This window comes from Streptomyces sp. NPDC034084 (assembly GCF_055575535.1).
The window spans coordinates 879262-892953 of record NZ_JBVISK010000003.1; the positions used below are offsets into that span (position 1 = coordinate 879262).

Annotated in this window: 11 protein-coding genes and 1 pseudogene; 3 read left to right on the forward strand and 9 right to left on the reverse strand. The window is 68.8% G+C overall.

Annotated elements, in window-relative coordinates; genetic code table 11:
• Positions 1 to 380: 380 nt before the first annotated feature.
• Complete coding sequence (locus ACZ51I_RS15035) at positions 381 to 2633, reverse strand: DNRLRE domain-containing protein (protein ID WP_468875659.1); 2253 nt, start codon at positions 2631 to 2633, stop codon at positions 381 to 383.
• 1671 nt (positions 2634 to 4304) lie between these two features.
• Entirely contained in the window at positions 4305 to 5048 is a 744-nt protein-coding gene (locus tag ACZ51I_RS15040) for a hypothetical protein (RefSeq protein WP_468875579.1), read from the reverse strand.
• Positions 5049 to 5257: 209 nt separating this feature from the next.
• Here ACZ51I_RS15040 and ACZ51I_RS15045 point away from each other — a divergent pair, with 209 nt between their 5' ends.
• Both ACZ51I_RS15045 and ACZ51I_RS15050 read left to right on the forward strand, forming a co-directional pair.
• Positions 5258 to 6139, forward strand: a complete 882-nt coding sequence (locus ACZ51I_RS15045; RefSeq protein ID WP_468875581.1) for a hypothetical protein — start codon at positions 5258 to 5260, stop codon at positions 6137 to 6139.
• A gap of 34 nt (positions 6140 to 6173) precedes the next feature.
• Positions 6174 to 6599, forward strand: a complete 426-nt coding sequence (locus tag ACZ51I_RS15050) for an SMI1/KNR4 family protein (RefSeq protein ID WP_468875661.1) — start codon at positions 6174 to 6176, stop codon at positions 6597 to 6599.
• A gap of 113 nt (positions 6600 to 6712) precedes the next feature.
• Here ACZ51I_RS15050 and ACZ51I_RS15055 read toward each other — a convergent pair.
• From ACZ51I_RS15055 to ACZ51I_RS15080, 6 genes and pseudogenes are all read right to left on the reverse strand, one after another.
• Positions 6713 to 7005, reverse strand: a pseudogene (locus ACZ51I_RS15055) (tyrosine-type recombinase/integrase); the annotation flags it as partial.
• Between the two features lie 235 nt (positions 7006 to 7240).
• Positions 7241 to 8221 (reverse strand): TniB family NTP-binding protein, encoded by a 981-nt coding sequence (locus tag ACZ51I_RS15060; RefSeq protein ID WP_468875663.1) that lies wholly within the window; start codon positions 8219 to 8221, stop codon positions 7241 to 7243.
• Between the two features lie 61 nt (positions 8222 to 8282).
• Positions 8283 to 10394 carry a Mu transposase C-terminal domain-containing protein gene (locus ACZ51I_RS15065; RefSeq protein WP_468875583.1) on the reverse strand — a complete coding sequence of 704 codons (2112 nt, stop codon included), beginning with the start codon at positions 10392 to 10394 and terminating at the stop codon, positions 8283 to 8285.
• A complete protein-coding gene (locus ACZ51I_RS15070; protein WP_468875584.1) occupies positions 10391 to 11122 on the reverse strand; it encodes a TnsA-like heteromeric transposase endonuclease subunit in 732 nt (243 codons plus the stop codon). The genes ACZ51I_RS15065 and ACZ51I_RS15070 overlap by 4 nt, the downstream gene beginning before the upstream one ends.
• 190 nt (positions 11123 to 11312) lie before the next feature.
• Entirely contained in the window at positions 11313 to 12251 is a 939-nt protein-coding gene (locus ACZ51I_RS15075) for a DNA-binding protein (RefSeq protein WP_468875586.1), read from the reverse strand.
• Positions 12252 to 12555: 304 nt separating this feature from the next.
• Positions 12556 to 12684, reverse strand: a complete 129-nt coding sequence (locus ACZ51I_RS15080) for a hypothetical protein (RefSeq protein WP_468875588.1) — start codon at positions 12682 to 12684, stop codon at positions 12556 to 12558.
• Positions 12685 to 12747: 63 nt separating this feature from the next.
• On the opposite strand from ACZ51I_RS15080, the gene ACZ51I_RS15085 reads away from it, so the two are divergent.
• On the forward strand, positions 12748 to 13086 hold the full coding sequence (locus ACZ51I_RS15085; RefSeq protein WP_468875590.1) for a hypothetical protein: 339 nt from the start codon (positions 12748 to 12750) through the stop codon (positions 13084 to 13086).
• A gap of 204 nt (positions 13087 to 13290) precedes the next feature.
• Here ACZ51I_RS15085 and ACZ51I_RS15090 read toward each other — a convergent pair.
• Positions 13291 to 13692, reverse strand: a 402-nt coding sequence (locus tag ACZ51I_RS15090; RefSeq protein WP_468875592.1) for a hypothetical protein, incomplete at its 5' end; no start/stop codon positions are given.

Genomic DNA, 13692 nt, shown 5'->3' on the forward strand with positions numbered 1-13692 from the left:
TCGTGTTGGTTGTCCGGCCGAGGGGCGGAGCCTGCGGTCCCCCTGGGCGACGTGTGCGTGGCTTGTCCAGGCTGCGCTTGGCCGCGGGCTTCGCGCAGGCGCCGACATTGGCTGTGCCAATTACAGGCGCCGTTCCGCTCATCGGCTGGATGGGCGCCCGCCCCCCGAACCTCGCTGGTGAGTCGGTCGAGCCTTGGCCTCGAGTTTTCCCAAGATCGCAGCTCCGAGGTTTTCCGCTTCCTGGTCGAAGCCGTTGGCGTGTGCGTTGGTTGTGGGTCTGTGCCCGACTGGCACTTGGTGGTCAGGTCGGGAATTGGGGGAGGGGGAGGCAACCGTGGTTCGGTCGTTTCCCCCTCCCTTCGTCCTTTCGCCGTGGGGGTTTAGCCGAAGGCGAGGGTGCCGTTCCAGTTGATCCAGCTGGCGGTGGTGCGTGCGCCGTGGCTGGTGCGGGTTCCGGGGTAGAAGTAGAGGGTTCCGTCGGCTGCCATGGCCCAGATGTCGGGTGTGCTGTCGGCGTCGTGGTCGACGTCGGGGGTTCCGGTGACGAACTTCATCTGGTCTGTTGTCCATCCGCCGGTGCCGTAGATGGTGTCCTGGCCGGTCAGGGAGCTTGCTTCGGTGGCGAATGAGGCGAGGTCGACGCCTCCGCTGGCGGGTTTGCCCTTGCGGAGGATGAGTCCCTTGTCGGCGACGGGGCCGCGGAAGAGGAGGTCGGGGACGTTATCTCCGCTGATGTCGGCGACGGTGACGATGTCGCGGTCGGTCCAGGTGCCGCCGGTGATCAGGCGGGCCTCCTTGAAGGAGGCGCCGGTGTAGCCGGTGAAGGCCCACAACTGGTCGCCGGTGGTGGCGAACATGTCGGGGAGTTTGTCTCCGGTGACGTCTCCGGTGGCTGTGATCTGACTGAGGGATGAGGGGGAGGGGGCGTTGGCCGGGAGAAGGATCTCGCGGCGCTTGGTGATGTTGACGGCTCCATATCCGTCGCCGGGATACATCCACAGTTTGCCGTCGACGCGGACGATGAGGTCCTGCAGGCCGTCGCCGCCGTAGAAGTCACCGTTGTGGGTGATCAGCGCGCCGGAGAAGTGTCCTGCCAGGGGAGCGGTGAAGACGGGCTTTCCGTCGCCGCCATTGGGGTCCTTGTCGGGGTTGAGCCGGTAGGCGCCGGACATGGAGTAGTCGAACTTGCCCGAGCCCTTGGGCGTGGCGCTGCTGTCCCCTTGGGAGGGGAACAGGCGCAAGTTCTTGCTTGCGGTGATGGAGAAGAGGTCGGGCAGCCCGTCTCCGGTGAAGTCGCCTGCGGCGTCTGCTTGGTCTCTTGGAGTGACGTAGAAGAAGTATCTCCTTGGGTCGGAGACGTGGCCGGCGCCGTCGACAACGCGCACGTAGAGCACGTTGGGCCCGGCGGCGGGAGGCTTGGCGTTGAGGATGCCGACAGTGAGGGGGCTGCCGGCGGCACGGGTCAGGGTGAAGGGGTAGCTGTTGGCGTTGAACCCGTATTCGAAGCGGACGACGTCGCTGTCGAAGGCCTGGAAGGTGAAGGAACCGGGGGTGCCGAACTTCTTCTTCGACCAGTTGGAATCCTCGGGCTCGTTGCCGAAGGAGTTGTCGTTGGTGGTGCCGTCGGCGTTGGGGAAGTCGGTGGAGGTGACCTTGGGGGTTCTGGGGGCGAGGGTGTCGTAGATGAAGCGGCAGGGGACCTTGGGCGTGTAGGCGGAGGAGGAGCCGGCGGCGTCGATGGCCCGGACGTTCCACGAGTAGGTGACGTTGTTGGTCAGGCCGCTGGTGGAGAAGGCGGATGTGGTGCGTGTGGCATCGGAGGTGTTCGCGCCGACGGAGACCGTTCCGGTGGACTTGAGCATGTTGCCGGTGGTGGACCACTTGCCGGTGGGCCACATGGCGAAGTTGAGGGAGGCGAGGTTGTCGTCTTTGCCGGTGGAGCGGGCGGTGAAGGTGATGCTGGAGGCGCCGACCCTGACGTAGGGGGGTGTGGTGGTGCACCTGAAGTCGGGGTCGAGGTCGTGGCTCGTCGGAGGCGTCGGCGGGCGATTGTAGGTCAGCTCAAGGACCGGGGCGTTGTCGCCGTCGGCCGTGAACTTCTTCCACGCGTACTGGGTGTTCTCGTCCCTGGCGCGCATGCCGAAGGTGATCAGGTTCTTGCCCTTGTCGGCCGTCTTCTGGGCCGCCGCCTTCACGTCGAAAGTCTCGTACGCGTCCTTGCAGCCGGTCTTGTAGCCGTGGGCGAAGCTTCGCGGAGATGCGGCCAGGTTCGCGTCGGTCAGGGCGGGTGCGTTCCGCCAGTTGGTACGTGCGTCGATCGCGCCGGTGAGGTGCACGGACATGGACCGCGCGCTGCAGGACCAGGAGTAGGTTTCGAGCAGCCGCAGAGTCGCCTTCTGGATTTTGGCGCCCTGGAGGCTCTTGTCGAAAGCGATGTTGAAGTACGAGCGGGAGGTGCCCCAGGTGTCGGACTCGAATCCGACGCGGGCCTCGTGGGTGCCGCCCTTGTTGAAGTCCTTGCCGTTGAAGAAGGTGGCCTTCGGGTGGCGGCTGTAGGCGGTGGTCCAGTCCTGGGTGTGCTTCTTGACCGTCGGGTCGATGAAGACCGGGTAGACGGTGGCCGGGTCGTTCAGAAACTCCCGAACCGGGCGTCAGAAGCCAAGTGCCGTCCCCCAGATCGCTTTCGACCACGTCGCCGCGGGACTCGGGCGAGGGGCCATTGAGCAGCGGCAGGCTCAGCGTGGCGACGGACCCGGTCTGGGAGGGCTCCGGGGTGGGCTCGGCAGGAGCCGTGGGCAACGGAGCGTCGGTCAAAGTAGGCGCCGGTTCGTCCGTGGCGGTGGGCAGCACCTCGGCCTCGGGGTCGATGTTGTCGTCCGCCAGCTCTTCGGTCGCGCTGGAGCTGGGCTGTGGGGCGGAGCTCGTGCTGACCGGCTCGACGGACTCCGGCGCGGTCGGCTGCGATGACGCCCCGAGCTGACCGTCGGTCACGGCCGGAGGACCGCTGCTGTCCCACATCACCGGCGTCGGCGACAGCGCCACTTCCCGGCCGTCCGCGTCCTCGGCCCCCACGATGCCGGAGGCGGGGTCGAGACGGAAGGACAGCGTGGACGAGGACAGCCCGTACGACAGCTGCGCGACGTGCGGGTCGGCTGCGGCCTGCCGGTTCTTCAGAACGAGCAGCTGCGCGAAGCCGTCGTCCTCGGCCGTCAGCACCAGGTCGGCACCGGGGAAGATATCCGGATACAGCGCCCGCGATCCGTCGATGACCGGCGCGGGAACGGGCCCGGGCCAGGTCAACTGGATCTCGTGAAGCTCGGGAATCTCGACCGTGCCGCCAACGGTGAGCGTGACCAGCGGAGTCCCCGTGCCGGCCTCGGCCTTGTAACCCTTCACCAACGAGATACGGCGCACGTGCGCGCGCGACGCCCGCTCCGCGCCGCCGGCCTTGCTGCCGGCGGAGAACACCAGGGGGGTATTCGTGGCCGCGGGCGCCCAGCCCTTGCCCGTCCGCCGCAACGTGGTGTCGATCGCCTTCCACTCCTGGCCGACCTTGGCCCAGATCGGAGAGGCGTACAGCTTCTTCGTCGTCAGCCCGTCCGGACGGGCCCACGTCGTCGAACGGATCGTCCGCAGCGCCGTGACCTCTACCGGCTTGCCCGTCTTACGGGCCAGCGAGGCCGCGGACGCCTGACTCACCGTCCGGGGCCCGCTTTCACCGTTCCGGCCCGCTTCCGTCCCCGCGGACCCACCGTCGGGAGAGACGGCCTGGAAGCCCGCGTACGCGAGGCCGCCCGTAGCGAGTGCGGCCGCGGTCACCAAGGCGCTCACGCGCCGGGTCACGGGCCGTTGCCATATCTGTCTCATCAGGAGAGAACCCCTTAACTTCCCAGAATCCGGGGCTCTCAGGGCACCGGCTGAAACCACGAAGCCGGCCATGACGTCATAGCGGGGGAGTCCGGGGCGGAACACCTTGCGCGCAGGCATGGCCGGGCGAGCCGATGATGTCCCATCAACCGCGCGCCGTCACCTGCCTCCCCGGGGACGGGCGGACACCGCGCCGTGCCTCCCGAGCCCTGCCAGTCCGGCCCCTGGCCTCTCCATGTCTGCTCCGCTCGTGCCCGTGCCGGGTACAGAAGCTGCGAAATCTGCCTGAAGTGAAGCCGGGGTCGGGTGTTTCACTCCTTGATGTAGTCATCACGCAGTTTGACGGTCTTCTTGATGCTCTGACCAGCTGATTCGCCGGAAGAAACCCTTACCGACAGGCTTGCCCGTAGCTGAATGGTTACGTTCCGTGAAGATAATCACAGCAGTGTCATAACCTCTGGCTTTCCTTCACGATCCACCCGCAGAATCTGCCGATCTGAACTGTCATCACCTGCGGTCCGACTCCGGTTCCCGCTCCCAGTGGTCCGGAGGACCCCGCCTTGTTCGCTCGTCACCGCCGCACCCGTCGGGCCCGCCGCACCGCCATACCCGCCATCGGAGCCGCACTGCTGGTGGGCCTGCTGCCCGCCCAGTCCCTGGCCATGCCGCCCGACCCGGCGAACGTCGACACCGGACGCGAGACCATCGTCGACACCGACCCTCTTGCCCTCGAAAAGATCGAGGTCGACAAGCCCGCCGACGGCCAGACGTTCGAAAAGGACCTCAACACCCTCAAGGCCGAGGTCCCCACCGATCTGCAGCAGGCACCCGCCGGCACCACGACCACTCCGGCCCCTGACACCGAGCCATTCACCTTCGGCTCCGCCGTCAGCCCCGCCTCGGCAACCACCGTCATCACGACGACGACGGCCGAAGAAGGCCCGCTCACTCAGATCTCCGACCTCCCCATCCTCGCCGGAAAGGCGGCCGATCAGCCCGCCCCGACCGGCACCTGGCAGTTCAGCGTCCTCGACCGCAGCACCGTCGACCGCAGCACCGACACCAGCAAGAACGTCGAAGAAGCCCTCAAGGTCGGCACCCTCATCACGGTCCAGGCACCCGCCACCGGCTCCGTGCCCATCAACGTCGCACTCAACTACAAATCCTTCGAGCTCCTCCACGGAGCCGACTGGGCCTCACGCCTGCGCCTGGTGCAGTTCCCCGAGTGCTACCTCACCACGCCCCTCGACGAGTCGTGCCAGGCCTACGAGGAACTCGAGACCGTCAACGACCCCGTCACCCACACCGTGAAGGCGACGGTCGACACCGCCGCCGACGGAACGTCACCCCCACCTCCACGACCAGCACCACCCAGTCCGGCCCCGCGGTCATGCAGGCCTCCTACACCACCGCCACCCCCACCACCACGGGCGGCGACAAGGCCGTCATCGGCGCGGTCGACTCCGGCGCCGGCCCCGGCGGATCCTTCAAGGCCACCCCGCTCGCCTCCAGCGGCACATGGAGCGCGGGCGGCTCCTCCGGCGCGTTCACCTGGTCCTACCCGATGACCATGCCGCCCGCCCCGGCCGGCCCCGCACCGAACGTCACGCTCTCCTACAACTCGCAGACCGTCGACGGCAAGACCGCCGTCTCCTCGCCCCAGGCGTCCTGGATCGGCGAAGGCTGGGACTACAGCCCCGGCTTCATCGAGCGCCGCTACCGCACCTGCAAGGACGACACCCACAAGCTGGACGACGAGACCCCCAACAACACCGCCAAGGCCGACAAGACCAGCGACCTGTGCTGGGTGTCCTACAACGCCGTCATGTCCCTCGGCGGCAGCACCACCGAACTCGTCCGCGACGCCCCCACCGGCAGCGACCCCGAGGCCGACACCGAGATCTACCGTCCCCAGCGCGGCGACGGCACCCGCATCCAGCACCACACCCGTGCTCTCGAAGGCGGCACCGCCAACGGCGACAACAACGGCGAGTACTGGACCGTCACCACCACCGACGGCACCAAGTACCACTTCGGCCTCAACAAGGTGGATGGCGGCCACGCTGACACCAACTCGGTCTCCACCGTCCCCGTCTTCGGCAACCACCCCGGCGAACCCTGCAACGCCACCACCTTCGCCGCCTCGCGCTGCGATGCCGGCAAGCAGCAGGCGTGGCGCTGGGTCCTGGGCTCATGCAGCTCATCGAGAGGCAAATCCACGCCGACACCGGGCATACCGGAGGTTTCTGATGGTGGATGTGTTCGAAGATAGCGACTACTACACCGGACCTCGGCTCGACGGCGACATGATCCGTCGAGCCGAGGAGGACCTCGGAGTCGTCCTGCCACGCAGCTACATCGACTTGCTGCTCGTACGGAACGGAGGAAGCCCACGGCATCGCTGCTACCCCACGGCGTTTCCGACATCCTGGGCTGACGACCATTTCGAGATCAGCGGGATTAGGGGAATTGGCGGGGTCTGGGGAATTGACTCGCCATCCGGTCGGGGAAGCTCATACTTGATCGCCGAATGGGAGTATCCGCAAATCGGTGTAGTGATTTGCGATACGCCTTCAGCTGGACACGACACGGTAATGCTCGACTATTCCGAGTGTGGCCCAGAAGGTGAACCTGCCGTCGCGTACATCGATGAAGACCGCATACCTCGGCGAGTAGCCCAATCGTTTGACGAGTTCCTCGCGAGACTAGTTGATTGCGGTTCGACGGATTAAAGCCAGCGAAATTACGCGGTAAAGAACTGGCCGATCATTCCTTTGGTCGAATAACCGAAGACCCCGTCCGCGATGCTGTTGCGGAGGGGGTCTTCGATGTTTTGACGGCAACGTCAGCGGACGACTCCTGCGGCGGGTGGGTCGCCAAGGCCGTCGTTGTCCGTGCCGAGTGCGTCGTTGAAAGTGTCGATGGCTTGGTGTTGGAGACGGAGCCGTACGTGGGCGTAGCCGACGGTGACGCCGATGTTGGCATGCCCGAGCAATTCTTTGATGACGACGAGGTCGACGCCTTGCTCCAGGAGCAGGGTGGCGGTCGAGTGCCGTAGGTCATGATGCGGCGCAGCCCTGCTCGGTTGAGAAACGCCCCGAAGCGCTGGGTCATGTTGGCGGATCCAACGGGCCGCCCGCCGGTAACGCTGGGAGGGGGTTTTGTTGGTGTGCCGGGTCGTTGATGGCGTGGGATGTTGTGGGTCTGTTGAGAGGCGGTGTCGGTGGTTCGGCGGGGGTGGCCGGGGTGTGTGGGCTGGGGTTATGTGTTCTGCGCTGAGCGGGGCGCTGTCTGTTGTAGGTAGTTCTCGTGTGTAAAGGACCGGTTGGTGTTTGTGCGGGTCAGGCCTGTTCTGTCTGCCTGGTAGGTGGTTTTATCGGCTTCGGTGGGGGCGGTGGTGGGTTTCGGCGAGGTGGTCGAGTTGTACCGCGTCGAGGGCTGATTTGGTGATGCGTTCGGTGCCGTCGTGGATGGCGGTGATGGCGGCTTGGCGGATGAGGCGGGTGAGGGATCCGATGCGGCCGGCGGTGCGTTGGTGGAGGTATTGGGCGTGGCGGGGGAGGGTGCCGGGTGTGTGGTGGGCGAGATCGAGGGCGTTTTCGATGTCGGTGATGACGTCGCGGAAGGGGTGGCGGGTGCCGTGGCGGGCGGGGAGGGGGCCGCAGTCGACGAGGGTGGCGCGTCCGGCGAGTTGGGCGCCTCGCACGCCGGTGAACAGGGGTGTGTCGGTGACGTTGATGCCGGCATAGACGAACGTGGCGGGCAGGCGTTCGCTGAGGTCTTTGATCAGGTCGGCGGTTTGGGCGCCGGTGGTGGTGCGGGGGTTGAGGCGGTGGATCTCGTTGATCATCACCAGCTGGACACCGGCCTGGGTGTAGGTGTGGCAGACGGCGTCGGTGATCTGGGTCCGGGTCATACGCGCGGTTATGGGGATGCCGAGGTAGCGGGCGAATTCGGTGACGAGGGTTTTCGCGGTCGCGCCGGGCGGGACCAGGACATACGCGACGGGTACCACGGCGTGGGCTGATCCGGGCGGTGCGGGGTTCTTGCGGATGTGGGCGAGGTGGCAGGTACGCCCGACGTTCAGGAGCGCGGTCGTTTTCCCAGCTGCGGCGGGTCCGGTGACGATCAGCGAGGGCCGTGCGGTGGTCTGCTGATGGCGGCCGAGGATCATCAGGGTGCGGACCTGGGCGGCGAGGGTGTGGATAACGGGGGTGCGGATGGTGACGAACGCGGAGTGATAGGCCAGGCGCTCCTCCGTACTGCGGGGCGGGTCGTCGGGCTGGGGAGGGGCGGGCGGGTCGGTGGTGGCGAAGCGGTGCCAGCCCCGCCAGGTGGTCAGCGGCCAGGACAGCTCGGTCTCCCGCTTTCGTCGGTGCCGCCTTGTGTGCTGTCCGCGCTTGGCCGGCTCGGGTTCACCATGTGGCGGCTTCCTCGTGCGCGTTGTAGAGCCCGAATCCGGCGGCCGGGGAGGTGCTGACGCCGTCGGGCAGGTCGTCGAGGTCGTCGATGCTGTCGTCGCTGTCTCCGGCGTCTTGCTGTGCCGGGCTGTCGGCGGGTGCTTCGGTGTCGTGGTTCCCGTCGCGGGCTTCGGGGAGCGGGATGTGAGCGGTGCGGGCCAGGAGGGCCTGCTCCGTTTTGGTGGCGTGGCCGCTGTGGACGCGGCGCATGAGCTGGTCGAGGGCGTCGGCGAGGCCGGCTTCGTACTGCTCGGCGTCACCGTGGTTGCCGTCAACGGCCTGGGTGCGGATGTGCTGCCAGGTGCGTTCGTCGAAGGGCCGGTGGACGTGGTCGCGGTAGATCCACGGGATCTCGGTGAGTTCGCCGTCGGGTAGACGCACCCAGATCTGGCGGACGTCGTGGGGGTTGTAGTGGATCTCCCATTTCCCGCCGCGGCCGGCGACGGGGGAGGCCTGGCCGCGGTGCGGGGCGAGGAGGTCCGCGTCGTAGGTGCGGTGGTGGATGGTGATGCCGGCGGGGGTGATGGCCTGCCAGCGCACGGGCAGCAGTTCGAGGTAGTCACGCCCGGTCAACGGGACAGGGACGTGTCCGGCGACGGCGACGAGCGCGGCCCACATCTCATTCGGAGTAAGGGCCTTCCTGGGCATCATCGGGTGGCGCAGCCCTTCGTGGGGCCGGTGGTGGTAGTGCACCAGCCACTCATCGAGGAGGTCCTGGAGCTGGGCGACGCTGTAGCAGGCGTCTTTCGCGGTGTCGGGGCCGCGGCGGGCGACGTCGGAGCCGGTGTAGCCGGGCAGGTGCTGACAGAACAGGGCGTTGATAGAGCCGAAGGTCCGCTCGACGATGCCCTTCGCGGTGGGGGCGCGGGGCGGGGCGGGCTGGACGCTGATGCCGAGGGTCTCGCAGGCGGCGGTAAACGCGGCGGAGACGAAGACCTTGCCCCGGTCGACGACGATCGTCTCGGGCAACACGACCGGCCGGGCCGCCGCGCCGGCCAGGCGCTCGTCCAGCGTGGCCAGCCGCTGGTAGGGGAGCGCGCGGGCGTGGTCCATGCGCAGGATGTCCGGCCAGGTCGGCCTGGCCGGGTGCGGGACGGCCATCTCCGCCAGCAGCAGGGCCGCGTCCACGGCCTTGGTCGCGCTCGGGCACAGCACGGCGGCCAGGATGGCGCGGGTGGCGACATCGACGGCGATGGTCAGCTCGGGCCGGGACAGGCGCCCGTCGTCGAAGAGGGCCAGGACGTCCAGGCGGGTGGTGTCGATCTGGACCTGCTCGCCCGGCCGCAGCGCGGTGGCGGGCGTGAAGGCCCGCCCCTCGACGCTGGCGGGCACTTGCCGCACCGGACCACTGGGCAGTTCACCGGGGCGGGCGAGCGTCGTGACGAGACGGTACAGCGTGGCCTGGGACGGCACGGGCACTGTACCGGGCCCGTGCCGGTCGGCAAGGATCTGGTTGATCAGCGGGAACAGGCCGTTGACGGTGCCTTTGGAACGTCCGCGCCGGCGGCGCAGCGCCTCACGGACGGCTGCGACGACCCGTTCGTCGGAGCGCCCGGTAGGGCTGGAGGCGCGGGTGGTGCGGTGGTCCAGGAGCCCCCACAGGCCCTGCTTGCGGTAGGCCAGGCGCATGCGCTGCACCGTGGTACGCGACACCCGCCCGAAGCCGAGTGCGGTCAGCTCCTCGGCTTTGGCCTGCTCCCGCTCGGCCAGCGTGTGCCGTGCGGGGTCGTACTGCTCCCGCACCACTCCACCGCTGCCGGGCCCGTCGGCAAGGCCGCATTCGACTTCCCTCACGTGACCCTGCCAGGCCAGGGCCTTGTTCCGCGCTGCGGCGGGCGCGGTCTCGAACAGCCCCCACTGCGGGGCCGCATGCGGCTCGTCGGCCCCGATGACGCTGAAGCCGGGATCGGCGAACAGGTACCCGGCGAGCACCGCCTCGCCATCGCCGTCCGGGCCGACGAGGTGAATGGTCTGCCCGGACAGAGCGACCACCTGCCACTTCACGCCGCGGAACCGGACATGCGCCCCGACCGCCACGGCCGGCCGCGCATTGCGCCGCGCGCTCACCCGGCACCTCCCGTCTCCCCCAGACCGTCCCAGCCCCTGGGGCCGACGAGAACGCACTCGTGCAGCGGCGCCTCCAGGTCCGTCGTGAGCTGTCCGTGCCACAGGGCGTGGAAGACAACAGGAAGCACCTCGATCGGGTCACCGACAGCTTCGGCTCCCACGAGCAGCGGCCGCAGCCGCGCGAACGCCTCCAGAACCGAGGGCATCAGGCCCGGGCGGCCGGCGTTGCGGGGATGGCGGTAGCCGGCCAGCCACTTCAGATTGGCGGCTGGCACCTCGTCGAGCGGCGCAAGGCGCCGGTAGGTCCAGCCGATCTCCTCACACGCCGCGCCTATCGCTTCGGCAGCCTTCAAAGCACGTTCGCCGCCGGCTTCCGGGTGGCTGGGGCAGTCGGCCAGCAGACCCGTGCCGTCGCGGTACCGGGCGAACATCTGCGGCACCCAGGAACGCACCCGTCCCCGTCCATCGCGCCACAGCAGCCGTACCGGCCGTCCCGCGAGCCCGGTCACGTCAGGGTCGCGGTCCAGGACCATCAGCTGGGTACGCATCGCGTTCGACCCAGCCGCCACGTGCCGCCCGGTGGTCGCCGACCACCACAGGCCCGGCCCCCAGCGCCGCCCCGGGACCACCGGGAACGCCGACACCGGCGGCAAGTCCTCGAACGCCACGGTCATGGCGGCATCCGCCCACCGCTGCTGGACCGACTGCCCCACCGGGTCGAGGAACACCGCCTCGAACCCGCTCCCTCGATCCACGGCCGCTCGCCCTGCCCGGCCTCCAGGCCGGGGCGCTCCTGTGCTGATCACCTGCGTCAGCCAAGCCGCTCCCGCCGGCAGACGCCGCCGCTGTTTTCAGGATTTCTGCCACAAACAAGTGCCCTATCAGCTAACAGCCGACGCACCCGTCACCCCGTCGTTCTCAGCCGCCGTCTTCTTGTTTGCCCGACGCCAGCATGCTTCTGAGTACCTCGGCGGGCATGTCCGCCCACCGGGCCACCTCCTCCAACGGCACTCCGCCGTTCACCGTCGCCACCGCGGTTCGCTTCCAGGCCGCCTCGATCAGACCGGCACTGTGCCCCAGACCGCGCAGCAGCTGCCGGGCGACCTCCGCGGTCGGACCGCTCTGCACGCCGCGCAGCTGCAGCAGCTGCTCCTGGACGCTGTCGAGCGTGCTGGTGATCAGCATCCGCTGCTCCGCAGGTACCACCGCCCGCCACATCGTCCCCGAACCCGGCGCCCGCTTCTCCTTGCCCAGCACCCGCAACCGCCCCGCCATCGTCACCGGCTGATGCTCCTGGCGCACCCACCACGGATCGTCCGCGTACCCCGGCGGGCCGCCGGCTCCGCGGCGCCGACGGATGACGCCGCCCATCCACGCGATCAGCGGACCACCTTGATCCGTCGCCGCCAACGGCCCAAGCCACGCGCGCCCGAGGCGCTCCCCGAGCCGGCGGCAGAACATCCCGTCAGCCGGCAGCGCCCGCGGACGCCCCGCACCACTGTCCACCCACACCAGCTCCGCCATACCCGGATCCAGCAGCGCGTCGGCGACCGCCACCACCTCGGGGAAGACAACCGTGTCCCGCCCCACGATCCGCCACCACTCCAGATCACCCCCAGCATCACCGCCCGCGACCAGTCGCAGGCGCCGCGGCCAGATCGTCTCCCGCTCCCAGCCATAGGCCTGCTCCCACCACCGCGCCACCACCGCATGAGCCAAAGCGAACACCCGCTCCGGCTCGGCCCCGGCCCGCACGGCCCGCCGCGCCACCCCCGCCCACCGCCGCTGCGCCGCGGCGACCTCCGGCAGATGCCGAACGTCCAGGTACTCACGGGGCTGATCGGCGTCCGCGTCCAAGAGCCACCGCCCGTGCCGCACGCACACCCGCTCCCACCGCGGGACATATCGCACCACTCGCACGGCCGTCCCTGTGCGCTGCGCCGTACACAGGCGGCAGCCGAACACCACCGGCCCAACGACCACGCCGCCGATCCGCCACACTGCCGCCGGCGCTCCGTCCTGCCGCCCCCAGGACGGCAACGCCCGTGCTGCTACGTCCTCCCCAACGCCGCACAGGCTCGCCAGAAGGTGCCGTCCGGCAGCATTCAGCAGTACCTCGACATCAGCCCGGCAGGCCCCGCCTTCATGCTTGGGTTGCTGGTTAAGCCAGTGCCAGCACGACCGCAGCGAAGATCACCAGGCGCAACGCCTGTCGGAAGCGGCGGTGCTGTGCGGGGGTGAGGCGGTCCAGGTCGGCGGTGAACCGCGGCAGGGTCTCGTACGTGGGCACGGCGAACTCCTCCAGGATGCACGAAGCCCCCGGCCGGTTGGCCGGGGGCGGTGGTGGCTGTTCGTGTTGAAGGGCGCCGGTGACGTGGAGCAGCTGCTCGCGCCCGAACCGGCCGACCCCGAGCACGACGCCCAGGAGCCGGAGGCCGGGCGCCCAGAGGCGATCGACATGACGGCGCTGCGGGCCCTGCGGGAGTCCCGCACGGACGTGGAAGCCCTCGATCTCACCGCCGACCGGCTGCGCCGCATCCAGGAGGCGGCCACCAAGATGGTCAACGACTCCCGCGCCCGCGCGCACCGCCACACCGCACAGGCCGACGCCGACGCGGTGCGCCCGGCCGACCAGCAGGCGCACCGCCCAGAGCAACCCGGACCGCACCGCGGCCGGGAGGCCGGCCACTGAGTGGACCCGATGGTGCGCACCCGGTGCGGTGGTGCGCACCGACGACGCCCGGCTCCACTCCACTGAGTGGAGTCCACCGTCCGGGAGTGGACGCCACCGTGCTCGCCATCCACTCCACCGAGTGGAGCCCACCGAGCGGAAGTGGACGACATCGACGTGAGTGGAGCCGCACATCCACCCGGTGCGTTTCTCCTTGACCTCGGCTCAGGTCAAGGAGAAACGCACCGCCTCCACCGTCTCCACCCGGGCCCACTCCACCGCACCGAGTCCACCCGGTGCGCACCACTCCCGCGCGCCGGCCGCACCGGTGCGCGCACCGGCGGCCAGGACGCTGCCGGCGGTGCCCACCGAGTGGAAGCGCACCGGATGGACGATGGTGCGCACCGGATGGACTCGGTGCGCACTGGATGGGTGCACCACCGCACCGGTGCGCACCGGTGTGAGTTCTCGTTCCCTGTCGGGCAATTGAAGTGGCTCTGATCTGATGTTCCGTGTCTCGGGTTGGACGGTTGCAAAGGGACGAGGGAACGCGCCTGACCAGGGGATCTTGAGCGGTGTCTGCAGCCGAGGGTGTGTGAGCTGCAGCTCCGTCGAATGAATGGGATT